Annotated in this window: 2 protein-coding genes; both read right to left on the reverse strand. The window is 74.4% G+C overall.

What is annotated here, in order from left to right:
• Nucleotides 1-3: 3 nt before the first annotated feature.
• Nucleotides 4-10,347, reverse strand: coding sequence for a type I polyketide synthase (locus tag M8H82_RS21875; protein ID WP_374211687.1), 10,344 nt, complete (start codon nt 10,345-10,347; stop codon nt 4-6).
• Entirely contained in the window at nt 10,344-23,132 is a 12,789-nt protein-coding gene (locus M8H82_RS21880) for an SDR family NAD(P)-dependent oxidoreductase (protein ID WP_374211688.1), read from the reverse strand. The genes M8H82_RS21875 and M8H82_RS21880 overlap by 4 nt, the downstream gene beginning before the upstream one ends.
• Between the last annotated feature and the right edge of the window lie 85 nt (nt 23,133-23,217).

Consider the following 23,217-nt stretch of genomic DNA (forward strand, 5'->3'; position numbering starts at 1 on the left):
CTCCTAGGCTCCAAGCTCGCGGTCGATCAGGTCGAACATCTCGTCGTCGGTGACGGCGTCGAGGGCGATGTCGTCGAGGACGCCCTCGCCGGGGCCGTCGCCCGTGGGTGCGGTGTTGCCGGTCCATCGCCAGAGCACGGACTGGAGCCGCTTGACGACGCGGGCGCGGGCCTCGTCGTCGGTGAGGTCGGTCTCGACGGCCGCGAGGGCGGTGTCGAGCCGTTCGATCTCGGCGAGGACGCGGTCGGTGGGGTCGGTGGTGGCGGGGCCGCCGCCGGCGAGGCGCAGCCGCTCGTCGAGGTGGGCGGCGAGGGTGGCGGGGGCGGGGTAGGTGAAGACGAGGGTGGCCGGGAAGGAGAGGCCGGTCTCGGCGCCGAGGCGGTTGCGGAGCTGGACGGACATCATCGAGTCGAAGCCGACTTCCTTGAACTGCCGTTCGGCGTCGACGGCGTCCACGGAGTCGTGGCCGAGGACGGCGGCGGCTTCCCGGCGTACCAGGTCGGTGAGGTGGAGCAGGCGTTCGTCGGCGGTGAGTCCGGCGAGCCTGGCGAGGAGGGCGCCGCCTGCGTCCGGGTCGGTGCCCTGGGCCGCGCCCGCGGCGCCGCGGCGGCGGGTCGGGCCGGCGGGTACGAGGTCCCGCAGTTCCGGGGGGAGGGTTCCGGCGGCGGCGTGGCGGCGCAGGTCCGTGGGGTCGAGCCGGGTGGTGACGAGCGGCGGGAGGCTCAGGTGGAGGGCGGCGGCAAGGACCCGGGCGGCGGACGGGGGCGCGGCTTGGGGCGCCGGGTCCGGTCCGGGTGCCGCGGGTGTCTTTGTACGGCGGTCCCAGGGGGCGCTCGTGACGAGGGCGACGGGGAGTCCGGCGGCGTGGCGGTGGTGGGCCAGGGCGGTGAGGCGGGCGTCGGGTGCGGCGGCGAGCACGGCGAAGGCCTCGAGGGGGTGTTCCTTGGTCAGTTCGTGCAGGTGGAGGGTTGTCGTGGGGTCGGCCGCGGTGTCGACGACGGCGGTGAGCGGCTGCTCGGCGGGCAGGGCGTCGAGGAGTCCGGTGAGCCAGCCGCGGTCGGTGGGGTCGCCGGTGGCCCGTTCCAGGGTCGCTCCGTGAGTGGTGAGCAGGTCGCCGAGGGCGCCGTCGAGGGCGGTGGTCAGTTCGGTGAGGGGGTCGGTGGCGGGGGCGGCGACGAGGAGGGTACGGACGGCGCGTTCGGTCACCAGGTGGTGGGCGAGGGCCGCGGCGGGGGCGCCGTCGCCTGCGGCGGTGAGCAGGACGGTGCCGGCCAGGGGCACGTACTCCTCGGGGGTGTTGAGGGGCAGGCGGCGGGCGCGCGGTACGAGGAGGGTGCCGTCGCGCAGGGCGAGGGTCGGCTCCGCGGTGGCGTGCGCGGTGCGCAGGGCGTGGGGCAGGTCCGGGTCCGGGGCGGCGTCCAGGTCGAGGTGGACTACGCGGCCGGGGTGTTCGGCCTGGGTGCGGCGGACGAGGTGGTGGACTGCGGCGCCCACGGGATCGGGCACGGGGACGCCCGCCCCATTTGTCGGGGGGACGCCCACCGCATCTGTCGCGGTGACACCCACCGGGTCGGGCGCGGCAGTTGCGGTGAGCTGCGCGGGAACGCCCCCGCGGGTCACCACGGCCAGCCGGATGCCGGTCAGTCGTTCGTCGGCGAGCCAGCGGTCCAGGAGGGCCGCGGCACGGTCCTCCTCGGCGTGGATCTCGGGGGTGGGGGCGGCCGGGTCGCGGGTGGCGGAGGGGAGCAGGACCCACTCCGGTGCGGGTACGCCCGCGTCGAGGACGGCGAGGAGGCCGTCGAGGTCCGGGTGGTCGGTGACGGCGTGACCGCCGTCCTGGAGGCCGGCGGCGAGGTCGAGCGGGTCCTCCCCGAGGACGGCCCAGGTGGCGAACTCGTCGCTGTGCACGGCCGTTTGCGGCTCGGCCAGTGGGGTCCACTCGGTGTGGAGGAGGGCGTCGTCGGCGGTGGCCGCGGCGGCGAGCTGCTTGGCGTCGACGGTGCGCTGGACCAGTGCGGCGACCTCGGCGACGGTACGGCCCGCCGGGTCCGCGAGCAGGATCCGCGTGCTGTCGGGACCGGCGGGGGTGAGGCGGACACGGAGTTCGGTGGCGCCGGTGGCGTACAGGCGCACGTCGCTCCAGGCGAAGGGCTGCCGCAGAGCGGTGGCGCCGGGGGCTGGGGCGGGCTCGGCGGGCCGGGTCAGGCCGCCCGCGTGGAGGGCGGCGTCGAAGAGGACGGGGTGGAGCCCGTAGCGCTGGGCCTCGGAGCGGAGCGTCTCGGGGAGGGCTACGTCGGCGTAGATCTCCTCGCCGAGCCGCCAGGCGGCGCGCAGGCCGCGGAAGGCGGGGCCGTAGCCGTATCCGGCGGCCCCGGCGGTGTCGTAGAAGTCTGAGACGTCGAGGGGTTCGGCGCCGAGCGGCGGCCAGGCGGTCAGGCCCGTCGGTTCGGTTTCAGTGCCGGTCTCGGTGTCGGTCTCTGGGAGTACGACGCCTTCCGCGTGGCAGGTCCAGGGCTCGTCGTCGGTGCCGTTCTCGGGGCGGGAGTGGATGGCGACGGTGCGTTCGCCGTCGGTGCCCGGGGCGCCGACGGTGACCTGGAGCCGTACGCCGCCCCGCTCGGGCAGCACCAGCGGGCTGCGCAGGACGAGTTCGCGCAGGTGGCCGCAGCACGCTTCGTCCCCGGCGCGGACGGCCAGCTCGATCAGGGCCGAGCCGGGGAGCAGCGCGGTGTCGAGCACCCGGTGCTGGCCGAGCCAGGGGTGGCCGTGGGCGGCGAGCCGGCCGGTGAGGAGCAGGGTGTCGTCGTCGGCGGGGTGGACGACGGCGCCCAGCAGGGGGTGGCCGGTGTGGGTGAGGCCCAGGCCCGAGGGGTCGCCCGTGGCGCCGGCGGGGGCGGTGAGCCAGTAGCGGCGTCGCTGGAAGGGGTAGGTGGGCAGGTCGACGCGGCGCGGGGTGCGGCCCCTGTGCAGGGCGGTCCAGTCGATGTCGGCTCCGGCGGCCCACAGGGTGGCGGCGGCGGCCGCGAACCGGTCGGGTCCGCCTTCGTCGCGGCGGAGGGTCCCGGTGACGGCGGCCGCCTTGGCGGACCGGTCGGCGGCGGCGACGGTTTCCTCGATGGCGGCGGTGAACAGCGGGTGCGCGCTGACCTCGATGAACGTGGTGTGGCCGAGGTCGAGCGCGGTCTCGACGGCGGTGCGGAAGGCGACTTGCTCGCTCTGGTTGCGGTACCAGTAGGCGGCGTCCAGGGCGGTGGGGTCGTGGAGGCCGCCGGTGACGGTGGAGATGAAGGCGGTTCGGGCGGGCCGGAGTTGGAGCGTTCCGATGGCGGCGAGGAGGTCCTCCTTCATCTCCTCCATCTGGGGTGAGTGGGAGGCGTAGGCGTGAGCGACGCGGCGGCACCAGACGCCGTCCGTCTCCAGCTCGGTGATGAGTTCGGCCAGCGCCTCGTGGGTGCCGGCGACGACGGTGGAGGAGGGTCCGTTGACGGCCGCGACGAAGAGCGTGCCGTGCCGGGCGGCCAGCCGCGCGGTGATTCCCTCGGCGCCCTCGGCGACGGACACCAGTCCCCCGCGTTCCTGGAACGGCACGCCGAGCGCCGCGCGGGCGGTGCTGATGCGGGCGCCGTCCTCCAGGCTCAGCGCCCCGGCGACGACGGCGGCGGCCAGTTCGCCCTGGGAGTGTCCGATGACGGCGGAGGGCGTGACGCCGAGGGCCTCCCAGACGGCGGCCAGCGAGATCATGACCGCCCAGAGCACGGGCTGGATGATGTCGACGTGCTCGGTCCACTCCGCCCAAGGGGAGTCCGGCTCGGGCCCGTTGAGCAGGTCGGTGAGCCGCCATCCGACGTGCGGGGCCAGGGCTGCCTCGCATTCGGCGATGCGGGCGGCGAAGACGGGGCTGGTGGCGAGGAGTTCACGGCCCATGCCGAGCCACTGCGAGCCCTGTCCGGGGAAGACGAACGTGACACCGCCGGGGGATCCGGCACGCCCGGTGACGACAAGACCGGCGGTGTCGGGGGCCTCGGTGTCCGTCGACGTGCCGCGAGCCGGGGTCTCCGTACCCGCCGCGAAGGCGCGGGCGGCGCCCAGGAGGGTGGCGCGGTCCCGGCCGAGGAGGACGGCGCGGTGTTCGAGGTCGGCGCGCTGGGTGAGCAGGGCGTAGGAGACGTCCGCCGGGTCGTCGTCACCGGAGGCCAAGTGGTCGGCCAGGCGGGCGGCTTGGGCGCGCAGCGCGTCGGCGTCGCGTGCGGACAGGGTCCACGGCAGGGGCCCGTCCCGCCACACCGGCTCGCCGGAGTCTGGCGGCCGTACGGCACCGGCCGTGTCCTGCGGTTCCGGCGCCTCCAGGATGACGTGCGCGTTGGTGCCGCTGATGCCGAAGGAGGAGACGCCCGCCCGGCGGACCCGGCCCGTCTCCGGCCACGGCGTCGGCTCGGTGAGGAGGGCGACGTCACCGGCGGTCCAGTCGACGTGCGGGGTGGGCTCCGCGACGTGCAGGGTGCGCGGCAGCACGCCCTCGCGCATCGCCAGCACCATCTTGATGATGCCGGCGGCCCCGGCGGCGGCCTGGGTGTGGCCGAGGTTGGACTTCACCGAGCCGAGCCACAGCGGCCGGTCCTCCTCCCGGCCCTGTCCGTAGGTGGCGAGCAGGGCCTGCGCCTCGATGGGGTCGCCGAGGGTGGTGCCGGTGCCGTGCGCCTCGACGGCGTCGACGTCACCGGCGGTGAGCCCGGCACCTTCGAGGGCGGCCCTGATGACACGCTGCTGGGAGGGGCCGTTGGGGGCGGTGAGACCGTTGGAGGCGCCGTCCTGGTTGATCGCGCTGCCCTTGACGACGGCGAGGACGCGGTGGCCGTTGCGGCGGGCGTCGGAGAGCCGTTCCAGGAGCAGCATGCCGACGCCCTCGGCGGGGGCGAAGCCGTTGGCGTCGGAGGAGAAGGCACGGCACCGGCCGTCGGCGGACAGGCCGCGCTGACGGCTGAACTCCAGGAAGATGGACGGCGAGGGCAGCACGGTGACGCCGCCGGCGAGCGCGAGGGAGCACTCGCCGCTGCGCAGCGCCTGCGCGGCGAGGTGCAGCGCGACCAGCGACGAGGAGCAGGCCGTGTCGACGGTGAGCGCCTGGCCTTCGAGGCCGAGCGTGTAGGCGACGCGGCCGGAGGCCACGCTCGCGGAGTTGCCGATGCCGAGGAAGCCCTCCAGGTCCTCCTGTCCGGGGCCGTAGGCGCCGGCGTAGTCGAAGGCGACGAGGCCGACGAAGACGCCGGTTTTGCTGCCGCGGAGGCTGTGCGGGTCGATCCCGGCCCCTTCGATGGTCTCCCAGCTCGATTCGAGCAGGAGCCGCTGCTGCGGGTCCATGGCGAGGGCCTCGCGCGGCGAGATCCCGAAGAACCCGGCGTCGAAGGTGTCCGCGCCGGTCATGAAGCCGCCCGCGCGGCCGTAGGTGCTGCCGGGCCGCTCGGGGTCGGGGTCGTAGTAGTCCTCGATGTCCCAGCCGCGGTCGTCGGGGCAGGGCGTGATCGCGTCACGGCCCTCGGCCAGCAGCTCCCACAGCGCTTCGGGCGAGTCGACCCCGCCGGGGAGCCGGCAGCCCATGCCGATGATGACAATCGGGTCGTCGTCGGAGGCGCCGTCCGGCCCCGTCGCCGGTGCCGCGCTGCCGCTCTCCTCCGTCTCCGGCAGGAGGTGCGTGAGGAGGTGGCGGCCGAGGGCGCTGGTGGTGGGGTAGTCGAAGACGAGGGTGGTGGGCAGCCGCAGCCCGGTGTGGGCGATGAGCCGGTTGCGCAGGTCGACCGCGGTCAGCGAGTCGAAGCCCAGCTCCTTGAAAGGCCGTTCGGGGTCGACGCGTTGGGCGGAGGCATGCCCGAGTGCCGCGGCCACATGGCTTCGTACGACGTCCACGACGGCCCGCTCCCGGTCGCGGGCGGGCAGCGTGGCGAGCCGGGCGGCGAGGCCGTCGGCGTCGGCCGTACGGTCGCCGACTGCCGCCCGGTCGGTAAGGGCCCGGCGTGCGTCGGGGAGGTCGGCGAGCAGCGGGCTGGGACGGCTGCCGGTGAAGGCGGGGGCGAAGCGGTCCCATTCCACGTCCAGTACGGCGACGGCGCCGGCGGGATCGGTGCCGCCGAGCACGGCCCGGCGCAGCGCGGCCACGGCGCGCGCGGGCTCCAGCGGCACCAGACCGGCGCGCCGCACCCCGCTCTCCACGACCTGCTCCCCCGCCATGCCCGCTCCGGCCCAGGGCCCCCAGGCGACGGAGGTGGCGGGCAGCCCGGCGGCGCGGCGCCGCGCGGCCAGCGCGTCCAGGGAGGCGTTGGCGGCGGCGTAGGCGGCCTGGCCGAGGGTGCCGACGGTGCCGGAGACGGAGGAGAACAGCACGAAGGCCGACAGACGATGATGTTCCGTCAGCTCATGGAGGTGGTGGGCGGCGGCCGTCTTCGGGCGCAGGACCCGGCGCAGCGTGTCCTCCGAGAGGGAGGCCGCCACACCGTCCTCGACGATTCCGGCGGTGTGCACGACGGCGGTGAGCGGCAGGTCCTCCGGGATCCCGGCCAGGACCTCGGCCAGCCGGTCCCGGTCGGCGGCGTCGCATGCCGTGACCGTCACCCGGGTTCCCGCGGCGCGCAGTTCGGCGGCGAGGGCGTCGGCTCCGGGCGCCTCGGGCCCCCGCCGGCTGAGCAGCAGCAGATGGTCGGCGCCCGCGTCGGCGAGGGACCGGGCGACATGGGCGCCGAGCGCGCCGGTGCCCCCCGTGATCAGGACGGTGCCGCGCGGCGGCCACTCCCCCTCCTCCCGGGTACCGCCGGTCGCCCGCACGAGCCGCCGGACCAGCAACCCCGCCGACCGCACAGCGAGTTGGTCTTCGCCGTCGGTCCCGCGCAGGGCAGCCGCGAGCAGCCGGCCGGTCCGCTCGTCCAGCGTCGCGGGCAGGTCGACGAGACCGCCCCACAGATCGGGCAGCTCCAGCCCTACGACCCGGCCCAGTCCCCAGAGGGAGGCGCCGCCCGCGTCGGGCGCGGCGTCGGAGGGCGCGGCACTGACGGCACCGCGGGTGGCGCACCACAGGGGCGCGTCGGTCCCGGCGGCGGTGAGGGCGTGCAGCAGGGCGACGGTGGCCGTGACGGCGGGCGCGATCCCGTCGGCGTCGGGGGTGAGTGCGGCAGGGTCGCAGCCCAGGAGGGAGAGCGCACCGGTGTACGGGGTGTCCTGGGGGGCCAGCCGTTCGGCCCAGTCCGTGCCGGTGAGCGGAACGGACGAGGTGACCGGAAGGGGCAGGGTGACCGGCTCGATCCCGGCCGCGGTGAGGGCGGCCAGGACAGCGGCCTGGAACGCCGGTTCGGCGGGGGTCTCGGGAACGGCGACGAGCCATCGCCCGGCCGCCGTAGCCTCCGTGCGGGTGAGGGGCTTCCACGCCACCGTGTAGCGGAGCGCGTCGACCGCGCTCTGTTCCCGTCGGCGCCGACGCCAGGCGGCGAGCGCGGGCAGCGCCTCGCGCAGAGCGGCATCCGCGCCGTCGTGACCGGCGTCCACCGCCTCCGCGAGCGCGGTGACGTCATCCCGCTCCACGGCCTCCCAGAACCGGGTCTCCTCCGGGTCCTCCGGTTCCGTGGCGGGGGCGCCTGCGGACTCCAGCCAGTAGCGCTCGCGTTGGAAGGCATAGGTGGGCAGGTCGACGCGGTGGGGGTTGCGGCCTTCGAAGAGGGCGGCCCAGTCGACGTCGACGCCACTCGCCCACAGCCGGGACACGGCCCGCGTGAACGTCTCCACCTCGTCATGGCCCCGGCGCGTGGCCGGGACGAACAGCCCCTCGGCGCACTCGGCGCCCATCGCGGTCAGCGTGGCGTCCGGGCCCAGCTCCAGGAACCTGTTCACCCCTACGCCGGCCAGCCACGCCATGCCGTCCGCGAAGCGCACGGTCTGACGGACGTGCCGTACCCAGTAGTCGGGAGTGCGGATCTCCTCCCCCGCCACCCGGCCCGACAGGTTGGACACGACCGGGATGCGCGGCTCGGCGTAGTCGATGCTCGCGGCCACCTGCGCGAAGTCCGCCAGCATCGGCTCCATAAGCGAGGAATGGAAGGCGTGCGAGACCGTCAGCTGCCGCGTCTTGACCCCGGCCGCCGCGAACTGCTCCCGAACCGCCTCGACATCCGCCTCGCGGCCCGAAACGACCACGGACGTCGGCCCGTTGACGGCAGCGACATCAACCCGGTCCCCGACAAACGCCAGGACATCCTCGACACCGGCCTGCACCGCGAGCATCGCCCCGCCCTCGGGCAGCGCCTGCATCAACGAACCCCGTGCAGCGACAAGTCGACAGGCGTCCTCCAGCGAGAACACCCCCGCCACATACGCGGCGACCACCTCACCGATGGAATGACCCGCCACGAAGTCCGGACGCACACCCCACGACTCCGCCAGCCGGTACAGAGCCACTTCCACCGCGAACAACCCCGCCTGCGTGAACACGGTCCGGTTCAGCATGTCGGTATCTGCCGCCAGCACTTGTGCCAGCGACTCGGGCAGCAGCCCTTCGAACCCGGCACACACCTCGTCCAACGCCCGCGCGAACACCGGGAACTCAGCCGCCAGCCCCGCCCCCATGCGGACCCGCTGCGCCCCCTGTCCCGTGAACAGCACCGCGAGACGACCGTCCCCCACAGCACCGGAGGACTCCACCGAGGCCAGCCCCGCCGTCAGCTCCTCACGGTCACGCCCCCACACCACCGCGCGGTGACCGAGCCCGGCCCGACCGGTCGCCAACGACCAGCCCACATCCACCGCATCCAGCGCCCCGGCTACCCCGGACAACCGCCCGGCCTGCGCCACCAGTGCCTCCGGCGACCCGGCCGACAGCACCCACGGCAGCACGCCGCCCGCCCGAGCCGGGGACTCAGCCGCCTCCTCCGTCGCCTCCGGTGCCTGCTCCAGCACCACATGGGCGTTCGTCCCGCTGATCCCGAACGCCGACACGGCTGACCGGCGTGGGCGGCCCGTCTCGGGCCAGTCGATGTCCTCGGTGAGGAGTTCGACGGCGCCCGCGGTCCAGTCGACGTGCGGGGTCGGTTCGTCGACGTGCAGGGTGCGCGGCAGCACACCCGCCCGCATCGCCATCACCATCTTGATCACCCCGGCGACACCGGCCGCGTACTGCGTGTGCCCGAGGTTCGACTTGACCGACCCCAGCCACAACGGCCGCTCCCGGTCGCGGCCTTGGCCGTAGGTCTCCAGCAGCGCGTGGGCCTCGATCGGGTCACCCAGGGTGGTCCCGGTGCCGTGTGCCTCGACGGCGTCGATGTCGACGGCGGTGAGCCCGGCGTTGTCGAGCGCGGCGCGGATGACGCGCTGTTGCGACGGACCGTTGGGTGCCGTGAGGCCGTTGGAAGCGCCGTCCTGATTGATCGCCGAGCCGCGCACCACCGCCAGCACCTGGTGGCCGTTGCGCTGCGCGTCCGACAGGCGCTCCAGCAGCAGCACGCCCGCGCCCTCGCCCCAGCCGGTGCCGTCGGCGGCCGCCGCGAAGGACTTGCAGCGGCCGTCGGCGGCCAGCCCTCGCTGGCGGCTGAACTCGACGAAGGTGAACGGCGTGGGCATGACCGCGGAGCCGCCCGCGAGGGCCATGTCGCACTCGCCGTTGCGCAACGCCTGAACGGCCATGTGCAGGGCGACCAGGGAGGAGGAGCAGGCCGTGTCGACGGTGACGGCGGGGCCCTCGAAGCCGAAGGTGTAGGCGACGCGGCCGGACATGACGCTGGAGGTGCTGCCGGTCAGGGCGTAGCCCTCGGCGCCCTCGGGCAGGCGGGCGCCTCCGATGCCGTAGCCGGAGTGGCCGCCGCCGACGAAGGTGCCCACCGGCCGGCCGCGCAGCCGGGCCGGGTCGATTCCGGCCCGTTCGAGGAGTTCCCACGACGTCTCCAGCAGCAGCCGCTGCTGCGGGTCCATGGCCAGCGCCTCGCGCGGGGAGATGCCGAAGAGGTCGGCGTCGAACTCGGCGGCGTCGTGGAGGAAGCCGCCTTCGCGGACGTAGGAGGTGCCGGGGCGGTCCGGGTCGGGGTCGTAGAGGGTGTCGAGGTCCCAGCCCCGGTCGGCGGGGAAGGCGGACATGGCGTCCGTGCCCGTCTCCACGAGGCGCCACAATTCCTCGGGCGAGCGGACGTCACCGGGGTAGCGGCAGGCCATGGCGACGATCGCAATGGGCTCCCGGGCGGCCGCCAGGAGCTGCCGGTTCTGCTTGCGCAGCCGTTCCGCCTCGGTCAGCGAGGCGCGCAGGGCGGCAACGACCTTGTCGTGCTTGTCGTTTCCGTTCGCGTTGGTCATGTCGCCTCCGTCTTCTCGGGTCTGTCGTCTCAGGAGTCGGAGTCGGCATCCCCGAGGGCCATCCGGACGAGGTCGTCGACCTCCATGTCCGCGATGGCTTCGGTGGTTCCGTCGTCGTCGCTGGTGGTGGGTGGTGCGGTTTCGTCCCGGGCGAGCCGCAGCAGCGTCTCGGCGAGGCCCGCCTCGCGGAGGCGGTGGAGCGGGATGGCGGCGAGCGCGCGGCCGAGTTCGGCGTCCCCGGTCTCCTGGTCCGGGGCGGCGGGTGCGGCGGTGCCGTGGGTGTCCGGCGCGACCTTGGCGAGGAGGTGCCGGCTGAGGGCGAGCGGGGTGGGCTGGTCGAAGACCACGGTGGTGGCGAGGCGCACGCCGGTGGCGGCGCCGAGCCGGTTGCGCAGTTCGACTGCGGTCAGGGAGTCGAAGCCGAGGTCCTTGAAAGGCCGGCTGGCCTCGACGGCCCGGGTGCCGGTGTGGCCGAGGACCGCGCTCGCGTGGGTGCGGACCAGGTCCAGCAGATGGTGCTCGCGTTCTGGGGCGCTGAGTCCCGCGAGGGCGGCGGTGAGGGCGGCGGCGCCGTCCGCGACCGAGCGGGTGTCGGCGGCACGGCCCCGCCCGCTGACCTTCACCAGGGCGCGGAAGAGGGGGCGGACGTCGGCGGCGGTGCGGGCACGGGCGCGCATCAGGGGCAGGTCGAGCCGGACGGGGAGGACCAGGGTCTCGTCCAGCCGTCGGGCGGCGTCGAAGAGGGCGAGGCCGGTGTCGCTGTCCATCGGTTTGACCAGTCCGTTCTGGCGGGCCCGGTCGGCGGCGGTGCGGTCGAGGTGGCCGGTCATGGCGCTGGCCTGCTCCCACAGGCCCCAGACGAGGGAGAGGGCGGGCAGCCCGTGGGCGCGCCGCTGGTGGGCGAGCGCGTCCAGGAAGGTGTTGGCGGCGGCGTAGTTGGCCTGTCCGGCGCCGCCGCCGATCCCGGCCGCGGAGGAGTAGAGGGCGAACAGGGCGAGGTCGCGGTCGCGGGTCAGTTCGTGCAGATGCATGGCGGCCTCCGCCTTGGGACGCCACACCTGGGCCAGCGTGTCGGGCCCGTGCGCGGCGAGCACGCCGTCGGCCAGGACACCGGCGGCGTGGACGACGCCGGTGAGCGGATGTGCGGCGGGTACGGCGGCGAAGGTGCGGGCCAGTTGGTCGCGGTCGGCGGTGTCGCAGGCGACGATCTCGGCGGTGGCGCCCAGTTCGGTCAGTTCGGCCAGGAGGTCGTCGGCGCCGGGGGCGTCCGGTCCCTGCCGGCTGGTGAGCAGCAGGTTCCGTACGCCGTGCCGGGTGACGAGATGGCGGGCGAGGAGGGATCCGAGGGTGCCCGTGCCGCCGGTGATCAGGACGGTGCCGTCGGGGTCGAGGACCGGCGGCATGGTGAGGACGACCTTGCCGATGTGCCTGGCCTGGCTGATGTGCCGGAACGCCGCCGGGGCCCTGCGCACGTCCCAGGTGGTCACGGGCAGCGGCCGGAGCGCTCCGCCGGCGAGGAGCCGCAGGATGTCGGTGAGCATCTCGCCGATGCGGTCGGCTCCGGCGTCGGCGAGGTCGTAGGCCGCGTAGGTGACACCAGGGTGGTCCTCGGCGACGCGGGCGGGGTCGCGCCGGTCGGTCTTGCCCAGTTCCAGGAACCGGCCGCCGCGCGGCAGCAGGTCGAGGGAGGCGTCGACGTACTCGCGGGCGAGGGAGTTGAGGACGATGTCGGCGCCGGAGCCGCCGGTGGCCGACTTGAAGGTGTCGCGGAAGTCGAGGTCGCGGGAGGAGGCGATCCGTTCGTCCGGCAGGCCGAGCTCGCGCAGCACGTCCCACTTGCCGGGGGCGGCGGTGGCGAGGACGGTCGCGCCGAAGTGCTGGGCGAGCTGGATCGCGGCCATGCCGACGCCGCCCGCGCCCGCGTGCACCAGGACGGTGTCGCCCTCCTTCAGGGAGCCGAGGTCGAGCAGGCCGTAGTAGGCGGTCAGGAACGCCACCGGCACGGACGCCGCCTGCTCGAACGACCATCCTTCGGGTACGGGGGCGAGGACCCGCTGGTCGGTGACGGCGAGCGGGCCGAGGGCGCCGCCCATGAGGCCGAGGACGCGGTCGCCGGGGGCGAACCGGGTGACGCCGGGCCCGACGTCGGTGACGACTCCGGCGCCCTCGCTGCCCATGACGGTCTGGCCGGGGACCATGCCGAGGCCGATGAGCACGTCGCGGAAGTTGACGCCCGCGGCTCGGACGGAGACCCGGACCTCCCCGGCGGCGAGCGGCGCGGTGGCCTCCGGGTGCGGCAGCAGGGTCAGCCCGTCCAGGGTGCCGGAGGCGGCCGTGTCCAGCCGCCAGGCGGCGCCCGGGGGCGGGACGAGCGCGTCCGCTCCTCCGGGGCGCACCAGCCGGGATGCCAGCGGGGTGCCCTCGCGCACGGCGACCTGGATCTCGTCGGCCTCCAGGGCGGCGGCGAGGGCCGCCGCGACCGCGGCGCCGTCGGGTTCCTCCGCCGGGTCCAGGTCAACGAGGAGGAAGCGGCCGGGGTTCTCCGTCTGGGCGGAGCGGACCAGGCCCCAGGAGGGCGCGGCGGACAGGTCGGTGAGGTCGGTGTCCCGGCCGGTGGAGACGGCCCCCCGGGTCACGACGGCCAGCCGGGAGTCCGCCAGCCGCTCGTCGGCAAGCCACTGCTGGGCGACGGCGAGGACGTCCGCGGTGACCTGCCGCGCCGCGTCGGCCGGGAGGCCGGCACCGGGGGCGGGCGGCGACCAGAGGACCGTCTCGGGAGCCGGCGCGCCCGCCTCGACGGCCGCCAGCAGCGCCGCGAGATCGGGGTGCGCGACCGCGCCGGAGGGCAGCGGCACCGTGTCACCGAGCACCGCCCAGCGGTCCGCTTGCATGTCCTCGGGCACCGGCACCGGGATCCAGTCCACGACGAAGAGGGCGTCGGCCTCCGGCGCTTCCGAGGCGGCCAGCTGATCGGCGGTGACGGTCCGCAGCACCAGTGAGTCCACGGCGGCGACGGGAGCGCCGGTCACATCGGCGACCTGAACGCTCAGTGAGTCCTCCCCGGCCGCGGCGATCCGCACCCGGAGCCGCTCGGCACCGCCCGCGAACAGCGACACCCCGGTCCAGGCGAACGGCAGCCTGAGCGCGGCCGGATCGCCGCCGAAGGAGCCGAAGCCGATGGCATGCAGGGCGGAGTCGAGCAGCGCGGGGTGAACGCCGAAGCGGGCCGCCGTCGCCTGCTCCTCCTCCGGCAGGGCGACCTCGGCGAAGACCTCCCCGCCCCGCCGCCAGACGGCCCGCAGCCCCTGGAAGACGGGCCCGTAGCCGTAACCCGCGGCGGCGGCCGTCGCATAGAACGCGGACACGTCCACCGCCTCGGCACCGGGCGGCGGCCAGGCGGTGAGGTCGACCGCGGAGGCCGGATCGACGGGCTCCTCACTCACCAGCCCTTCCGCGTGCCGCAGCCACGGGTGGTCGTGCTCGGCCCCTTCGGGCCGGGAGTAGACGGCCAGTTCGCGCAGACCGCGCTCGTCCGGCGCTCCCACGACCACCTGGACCTGCACCCCCGAGTCCGCCGGGACGGCCAGGGGTGCGTGCAGAGTGAGTTCGCCGAGGTGGCCGCAGCCGACCTCGTCACCGGCCCGGATCGCCAGCTCGACGAACCCGGTACCGGGCAGGAGGACCGTCCCGGCGACGGCGTGGTCGGCGAGCCAGGGGTGGGTACGGGTGGAGAGGCGCCCGGTGAGCACGACCGAGCCGTCCGCGGCGAGGCTGACAGCGGCACCCAGCAGCGGATGACCGGTGGCGGCCAGCCCGGCGCCGCTGACATCGGCGGTGGTGGTGCTGGACTCCAGCCAGTAGCGCTGGTGCTGGAAGGCGTACGGGGGGAGGTCGACGCGGGTGACGGGGCGTCCGGCGTAGACGGCGGACCAGTCGATGTCGGTGCCGTCGACCCACAGTTCGGCGGCGCTCGCCAGGAAGCGGGCGCTGTCGTCCTCGTCCCGGCGCAGGGTGCCGACGACGGTGACCGGCTGTTCGGCCGCCTCCGCGATGGCCTGCACTCCCGTCGTGAGCACCGGGTGGGCGCTGACTTCGATGAGACGGAAGTAACCGTGTTCCAGCGCCACTTGGACCGCATCGGTGAAGCGCACCGGTCGGCGCAGGCCTTCGTACCAGTACGAGGCGTCCATCGTCGTCGTGTCCAACTCACCACCGGTGACCGTGGAGATGACGGGGATGCGGGAGACCCGCGGTGTCACCGTCGAAAGGACGTCGAGGAGCTTGGCTTCGATGTCCTCGACGTGGGCTGAGTGCGAGGCGTAGTCGACCGGGACCCGCCGGGCACGGACGCCGGCGGCCTCCGCCACCGAGGCGAGCTCGTCCAGGGCTTCCGGGTCACCTGCGACGACCGTGGCCTCGGGACCGTTGTAGACGGCGATGGACACCCGCTCGCCATACGGCGACACCCACGCCGCCGCCTGCTCCGGACCGGTCGCCAGCGACAACATGCCGCCACGACCGGCCAGTTCGTCCCGCACCGCGGCGGACCGAAGCGCCACCACCCGGGCGGCGTCGTCCAGGCTCAGGGCACCGACCACCGCGGCGGCGGCGATCTCCCCCTGCGAGTGACCGATGACGGCAGCGGGCTCGATGCCCAGTGACTCCCAGACGGCGGCGAGCGAGACCATGACCGCCCACAGCACCGGCTGGACCATGTCCACCCGTTCCATCCAGCCGTCGTCGTCGCCCTTCAGCACCTTGGTCAGCGACCAGTTGACGTACGGCTCCAGCGCCGCCTCGCACTCCACGATCCGCGCCGCGAACACAGGCGAGGACTCCAGCAGCCCCCGCCCCATCCCCAGCCACTGCGCCCCCTGTCCCGGGAACACGAACACCACGCCCAAGCCTGCACCCGCCACCCCGGAGACGGCGTTCCCCGTCACACGCTCCGACGCCAGGTCGTCCAGGCCCCCGGTCAGTTCACCGGTGTCCCGGCCCCAGACGACGGCACGGTGTTCCCACGGGGAGCGGCCCGAGGCGAGCGCCCAGCCGGCGGAGACGGGGTCGGCGTCCGTGAGCGCTCCGGCGAGGGAGGCGGCGCGGGCGGTGAGTCCTGCCGCGCTGCGGGCGGAGAGCGGCCACGGCACGACGGGCGAGGCGGACAGGCCCTCGGGACCGGAGACCACGACGGGCCTCAACGCGGCCTCGGCAGGGGCCTCTTCCAGGATCACGTGGGCGTTCGTCCCGGAGATGCCGAAGGACGAGACTCCGGCCCGGCGCGGATGTCCGTTCGCCGTCCAGGCCTGTTCCTCGGCCAGCAGCCGCAGGCCGCCTGCCGTCCAGTCGACGTGCGGGGTGGGTTCGTCCACGTGCAGGGTTCGGGGCAGGACGCCCGCCCGCATCGCCATCACCATCTTGATGACACCCGCGACACCGGCCGCGGCCTGCGTGTGCCCGATGTTCGACTTGATCGAGCCCAGCCACAACGGCCGGTCGGCGTCCCGGTCCTGGCCGTAGGTGGCCAGGAGGGCGGCGGCCTCGATCGGGTCGCCCAGGGTCGTACCCGTGCCGTGTGCCTCCACCGCGTCCACCTCGGCGGGTGTCAGCCCGGCGGTGGCGAGGGCCTGACGGATGACACGCTGCTGGGAGGGGCCGTTGGGGGCGGTGAGGCCGTTGGAGGCGCCGTCCTGGTTGACGGCCGAGCCCCGGACGACCGCGAGGACGCGGTGGCCGTTGGCCCGGGCGTCCGACAGCCTCTCCACGAGCAGCATGCCGACGCCCTCCGCCGGGCCGAAGCCGTCGGCGTCGGCGGAGAAGGCACGGCAGCGGCCGTCTGGTGAGAGGCCGCGCTGGCGGCTCATCTCGACGAATCCGGCCGGTGTGCAGACGACGGTCACGCCACCGGCGAGGGCCATGTCGCACTCGCCGTTGCGCAGCGACTGGGCGGCCATGTGCAGGGCGACCAGGGAGGAGGAGCAGGCGGTGTCGACGGTGACCGCCGGTCCTTCCAGGCCCAGTTGGTAGGCGATGCGGCCGGAGGTGACGCTGAGCATGTTGCCGGTGCCGAGGAAGCCCTCGACCTCGTCGGGGACCGAGTCGAGCCGGGAGAGGTACTCGGAGTTGAGCGCGCCGACGAAGACTCCGGTCTGGCTGCGGCGCAGCGAGGCCGGGTCGATGCCGGACCGTTCGACGGCCTCCCAGGAGACCTCCAGCGCGAGCCGCTGCTGCGGGTCCATCGCCAGGGCCTCGCGCGGCGAGATCCCGAAGAAGTCGGCGTCGAACCCGGCGACATCGGTCATGAGTCCGGCGCCGCGCAGGTAGGTCTTGCCGCGGACGTCGGGGTCGGCGTCGTAGAGCGATTCCATGTCCCAGCCCCGGTCGGCGGGGAAGGCGGTGACGGCGTCGCGGCCGTCGCCGACGAGCCGCCACAGGTCCTCGGGCGAGCCGATGCCGCCGGGGAAGCGGCAGGCCATGCCGACGATCGCGATCGGCTCGTCCGGCGCCGCCGACGTGGTGGGGGCGGCAACGGAGTCGTCCCGTACGCCGGACAGCTCTCCGGCGATGAGGCGGGCCACGGCGGCCGGGGTGGGGTGGTCGAAGGTGAGGGCGGCCGGGAGGCGCAGGCCGGTGGCCGCGTTGACGCGGTTGCGCAGTTCGACGGCGGTGAGGGAGTCGAAGCCGAGGTCCTTGAAGGGGCGTTCGGCGTCGACGGCCTGCGGGTGGGCGTGGCCGAGCACGGCGGCGACGTGGGAGCGGACCAGGTCGAGCAACTGGCGCTCGCGCTCTGCCGGGGCCAGGGCGGCGATCCGCCCGGCGAGGGTGCCGGTGCGGTCGGTGTCGCCGGCTTCGGCGGTGCGGCGGGCGGTGCCGCGCACAAGGCCGCGGAGCAGCGGCGGTACCGGCTTTCCGGCGACGGCGGCGCGCAGGGCGGCGGTGTCGACCTGGGCGGCGACGAAGTGGGCCTCGTCGCGGGCGGCGGCAGCGTCGAAGAGGGCGATGCCGGTCCGGTCGGTGAGGGGGACGAAGCCGTTCTTCGCGACCCGGTTGATGTCGGTGTCGGCGAGGTGTCCGGTCATGGCGCTGGCCTGCGCCCACAGCCCCCAGGCGAGGGAGGTGGCGGGCAGGCCCTGGGCGCGGCGGTGCTGGGCGAGCGCGTCAAGGAAGACGTTGGCCGCCGCGTAGTTGGCCTGTCCCGGGCCGCCGAAGACGCCGGAGGCGGAGGAGTAGAGCACGAACAGGGCGAGGTCGGCGTCTCGGGTCAGCTCGTGGAGGTTGACGGCGGCGTCGACCTTGGGCCGCCAGACGGTGGCGAGTTGGTCCGGTGTGAGGGAGGTGACGAGGCCGTCGGCGAGGACGCCCGCAGCGTGGACGACGCCCGTCAGGTGCAGGCCGTCCAGGAGGGCGGCGAGCTGGTCGCGGTCGGCGGCGTCGCAGGCGGCGACGGTGGCGGTGGCCCCCAACTCGGCCAGTTCGGCGACGAGTTCGGCCGCGCCGGGTGCCTGCGGGCCGGTGCGGCTGGTGAGGAGGAGGTTGCGGGCGCCGTGGTCGGTGACCAGGTGGCGGGCGAGGAGCGAGCCGAGGGTGCCGGTCCCGCCGGTGATGAGGACCGTGCCGTCCGGGTCGAGGGCGCGCGGCGTGGTGAGGACCACCTTGCCCGTGTGCTTGGCCTGGCTCATGTGCCGGAACGCCTCGGGTCCGCGCCGGACGTCCCAGGTCGTGATCGGCATGTGCCGCAGCGCGCCCTGCCGCAACAGTTCCAGCACCTCGGCCAGCATGTCGCCGCAGCGCTGTGCTCCGGCTTCCTTCAGGTCGTAGGCCTGGTAGACGACGCCCGCGTGGTCGCGCGCCACCTGTTCGGGGTCGCGCTTGTCGGTCTTGCCCATCTCCAGGAACCGGCCGCCGCGCGGCAGGAGGTCGAGGGAGGCGTCGACGAACTCGCGGGCGAGGGAGTTCAGGACGACGTCCGCACCGGCGCCCCCGGTCGCCGCCAGGAACTTCTCCCGGAAGTCGAGGTCGCGGGAGGAGGCGATCCGGTCGTCCGTCAGCCCGAGGCCGCGCAGCACGTCCCACTTCCCGGGACTGGCCGTGGCGAGGACGTCGGCGCCGAAGTGCCGGGCCAGCTGGATCGCGGCGATCCCCACGCCGCCCGCTCCCGCGTGGACGAGGACGGTCTGCCCCGGACCGATGCCCCCGAGGTCCATCAGCCCGTAGTAGGCGGTCAGGTAGGCCACCGGCACGGAGGCTGCCTGCTCGTACGACCACCCCTCGGGCACCGGCGCCACCATGCGCGCGTCGGCCACGGCCAGCGGGCCGAAGCCGCCGTCGACGATGCCGACGACGCGGTCTCCCGGGGCGAAGCGCGTGACGTCCGCGCCCACCTCCAGCACGACGCCCGCGCACTCGCTGCCCATGACCGTCTGGCCGGGCACCATGCCCAGCCCGATCAGCACGTCCCGGAAGTTCACCCCGGTGGCGCGGACCCCGATCCGGATCTCGCCGGGCGCCAGTTCGGCCGCCGCGTGCGGAGCGGCCAGCAGCCGCAGTCCCTCCAGGGTGCCGGAGGCAGCCGTGTCCAGCCGCCAGGCCCGCTCGCCGACCGGGGGCACCAGCGCGCCGCCCGTGTCGGCACGGGCCAGCCGCGGGGCCAGCACCTCGCCGGAACGGACCGCCACCTGAGACTCGTCCGCGGCCAGCGCGGCGGCGACGGCGTCGGTGACCTCGTCGACCGCCTGCCCGGCGGGGTCGAGGTCGACCAGCAGGAACCTGCCCGGCGCCTCCGTCTGTGCGCTGCGAACCAGCCCCCACAGGGCCGCCGCCGCCAGATCGGTGACGTCCTCGTCGTTCCGGGTGGCCACCGCACCCCGAGTGACCACGGCCAGCCGGGATTCCCCCAACACGTCGTCCGCCAACCACTCCTGCAGCAGGGAGAGCAGCGCCACCGTCACCGTCTCCGCGTCCCGGGCGAGCCCCGCGCCGGATGCGGCGGGCGGCACGCACAGGACCGTGCGTGGGGCCGGGACCCCGGCCGCAACGACCGCCCGGAGCCCGTCGAGATCCTGGTACGAGTCGACGGCCACGCCCGCGACCTGCACGGCGGCGGCCAGACCGAGTGTGTCGTCGCCGATGACCGCCCAAGCGGCGGAGGTGTCGGCCGCCGCTTCCGGTACGGAGGTCCAACGCAGCGCGAACAGGCCGTCGTTGGTCGGCGAGACGGCCGCCGTCACCTGCTCGGGGCGCACGGGCCGCAGCGCCAGGGAACCCACGCGGGCCACCGGGCTACCCGCCGCGTCCGCGACGTCGATCGTCACGGCGTGCGGGCCCACCGGCCTCAGCCGCACCCGGGCCGCCGCCGCGCCGACGGCCGCCAGCGCAACCTCGGACCAGGCGTACGGCAGCCGCACCACATCCTCGTCCTGGCCGTCGCCCCCACCGAACCTGCCGAGCCCGATCGCCTGGAGCGCCGAGTCCAGCAGGGCCGGATGGATACCGAAGCGGGCGGCGTCCGCGTGCAGTTCCTCGGGCAGCTCCAGCTCGGCGTAGACCGCGTCACCGAGGCGCCAGGCGGCGCGCAGACCGCGGAAGGCGGGGCCGTATCCGTACCCTGCCGCCTCCGCCTCGGCGTAGAAGCCGGAGAGGTCGACGGCTTCGGCGCCCTGCGGAGGCCAGACAGTCAGCTCGGCCTCCGATTCGACGGGGCCGGCGTCCGCGAGCAGACCCTCGGCATGGCACGTCCACGGCGTGTCCGCGGTGGCGTCGGTTTCGGGCCGGGCATGGACGCTCAGTGCCCGGCGCCCGGTGTCGTCGGGAGCCGCGACCACGACCTGGACCTGCACAGCCGCGTTCTCGGGGAGGAGGAGCGGGGCATGGAGGGTGAGTTCGGTGAGATGCCCGCAGCCGACCTCGTCCCCGGCGCGGATCGCCAGTTCCACGAACCCGGTACCGGGGAAGAGGACCGTACCCGCAACAGCGTGATCGGCCAGCCAGGGATGCGTTCGGGTGGAGAGCCGGCCGGTCAGCACCAGTCCCCCGTCCGCCGCCAGACTGACGGCGGCACCGAGCAGCGGGTGCCCGGCCGCACCGAGACCCAGCTCGGCGGGGTCACCCTTGGAACCGGCCGCCTCCAGCCAGTAGCGCTCCCGCTGGAAGGCATATGTCGGCAAATCGACCCGAGTGACGGAGCGTCCGGCGAAGACTGGCGACCAGTCGATGTCGGTGCCGTTGACCCAGAGTTCGGCGGCGCTCGCCAGGAAGCGGGCGCTCTCGTCCTCGTCCCGGCGCAGGGAGCCGACGACGGTGACCGGCTTCTCCGCCGCCTCGGCGACGGCCTGAACACCCGCGATGAGGACGGGGTGCGCACTGACTTCGATATACCGGAAGTGGCCTTTCCCCAGCGCTGCTTGCACCGCTTCGGTGAAGCGGACAGGCTGCCGCAGGCCCTCGTACCAGTACGAGGCATCCATGGTCTCGGTGTCCAACACGGCACCGGTGACAGTGGAGATCAGCGGGATACGAGAGGCCTGGGGCACCACCGGGGCAAGGGCCTCCAGCAGCCTCGCCTTGATGTCCTCCACGTGCGCGGAATGCGAGGCGTAGTCCACCGGAACCCGCCGGGCGCGGACACCAGCGGCCTCCGCCGCCGAGGCGATCTCGTCCAGCGCCTCCGGATCACCGGCCACCACCGTGGCGTCCGGACCGTTGTAGACGGCTATGGACACCCTCTCGCCATACGACGACACCCACGCCGAAGCCTGCTCAGCACCCGTCGCCAGCGACAACATGCCACCACGACCGGCCAGTTCGTCCCTGATGGCTGCCGAACGGAGAGCAACCACCCGCGCGGCATCCTGAAGAGTCAGCGCACCGACCACCGCAGCAGCCGCGATCTCCCCCTGCGAATGACCGATCACGGCCTCCGGGGTCACCCCGAACGACTCCCACACCGCAGCCAACGACACCATCACGGCCCACAGCACCGGCTGGACCACGTCCACCCGCTGCATCCAACCGTCGTCGTCGCCCCTCAGCACCTCGGTCAACGACCAGTCCACGAACGGCCCCAGCGCCGCCTCGCACTCACCGATCCGCGCCGCGAACACCGGCGACGACTCCAGCAGCCCCCGCCCCATCCCCAGCCACTGCGACCCCTGCCCCGGAAACACGAACACCGGCGCACCCGCAGCCACAGCCGAACCCTCAACCGCGTTGCCCGCGGCGACACCGGAGGCCAACGCCTCCAGCCCGGCCGTCAGTTCAGCACTCTCCCGCCCCCACACCACCGCCCGATGCTCCAGCGCCGTACGCGAAGCCCACAGACTCCACCCCACGTCCACCGGGTCACCCGTCACACCCGCCAGGCGCTCCGCCTGCGCGGCCAACGCCCCCGCCGTACGCCCAGACACCACCCACGGCACCACCGGCCACCCGGAGTCGGCGCCGGAGGCGATCACCGGCTCCGGCACCGGTTCTGTGGGCGCCTCCTCCAGAATCACGTGGGCGTTCGTCCCCGAGATGCCGAAGGAGGACACGGCCGCCCGCCGCGTCCCGCCCTCCTCTCGGGCGTCCCAGGGTCGCGGTTCCGTGAGGACGGAGACGTGGCCGGCCGTCCAGTCCACGTGCGGGGTGGGCTCGTCCACGTGCAGGGTGCGGGGCAGTACGCCCGCCCGCATCGCCATCACCATCTTGATGACGCCCGCGACACCGGCCGCGGCCTGCGTGTGACCGATGTTCGACTTCACCGACCCCAGCCACAACGGCCGCTCTGCCGCCCGCTCTTGACCGTACGTGGCCAGCAGCGCATGGGCCTCGATCGGGTCGCCCAGCGTCGTACCCGTGCCGTGGGCCTCCACTACGTCCACGTCGGTGGGCGAGAGGCGGGCGTTCTCCAGGGCCTGCTGGATGACGCGCTGCTGGGAGGGACCGTTGGGGGCCGTGAGACCGTTGGAGGCGCCGTCCTGGTTGACGGCCGAGCCGCGGACCACGGCGAGGACGCGGTGGCCCTTGGTGCGGGCGTCCGAGAGGCGTTCCACGGCGAGGACGCCGATGCCCTCGGACCAGCCTGTGCCGTCCGCGACGGCCGCGAAGGCCTTGCAGCGGCCGTCCGCCGACAGGCCCCGCTGGCGGCTGAACTCGACGAAGACGCCGGGACTCGGCATGACGGTGACGCCGCCCGCCAGGGCGAGGTCGCACTCGCCGTTGCGCAGCGCCTGCACGGCGAGGTGCAGGGCGACCAGCGACGACGAGCAGGCCGTGTCGACGGTGACCGCCGGGCCCTCCAGGCCCAGGGTGTAGGAGAGCCGCCCGGTGAGGACGCTGGTGGCGTTGCCGGTCAGGGAGAAACCGCTGACCTGTTCCGGGACGTTCAGCATGTCGGTGAGGTAGCCGAAGCCGGAGGCGCCGACGAAGACGCCCGTGCGGCTGCCGCGCAGGGAGCCGGGGGCCACTCCCGCGTGCTCGAACGCCTCCCAGCCTGTCTCCAGGAGGAGCCGCTGCTGGGGGTCCATGGCGAGTGCTTCGCGCGGTGAGATGCCGAAGAACTCGGCGTCGAACCGGTCGGCGTCGTGCAGGAAGCCGCCCTCGACGACGTAGCTCTTGCCGGGTGTGTCCGGGTCGGGGTCGTAGAGGTCCTCGTCCCAGCCCCGGTTGCCGGGGAAGGGGGTGATGCCGTCGCCGCCCTCCGCGACCAGCCGCCACAGGTCGTCGGCGGAGGTGACGTCGCCGGGGAAGCGGCAGGCCATGCCGACGATGGCGATCGGTTCGCGGTTCTTGGCCTCGGTCCGCTGGAGGCGCTGACGGGTCTCCTGGAGGTCGGCGGTGACCAACTTGAGGTACTCACGGAGCTTGGCTTCGTTGCCGGACATCTGCCTGTGTCTCCAGGAGGGGTTGGGGCGGGCGCTGGGGAGCGGG

It is taken from the genome of Streptomyces sp. YS415, from assembly GCF_023544665.1.
Lineage (GTDB): Bacteria > Actinomycetota > Actinomycetes > Streptomycetales > Streptomycetaceae > Streptomyces.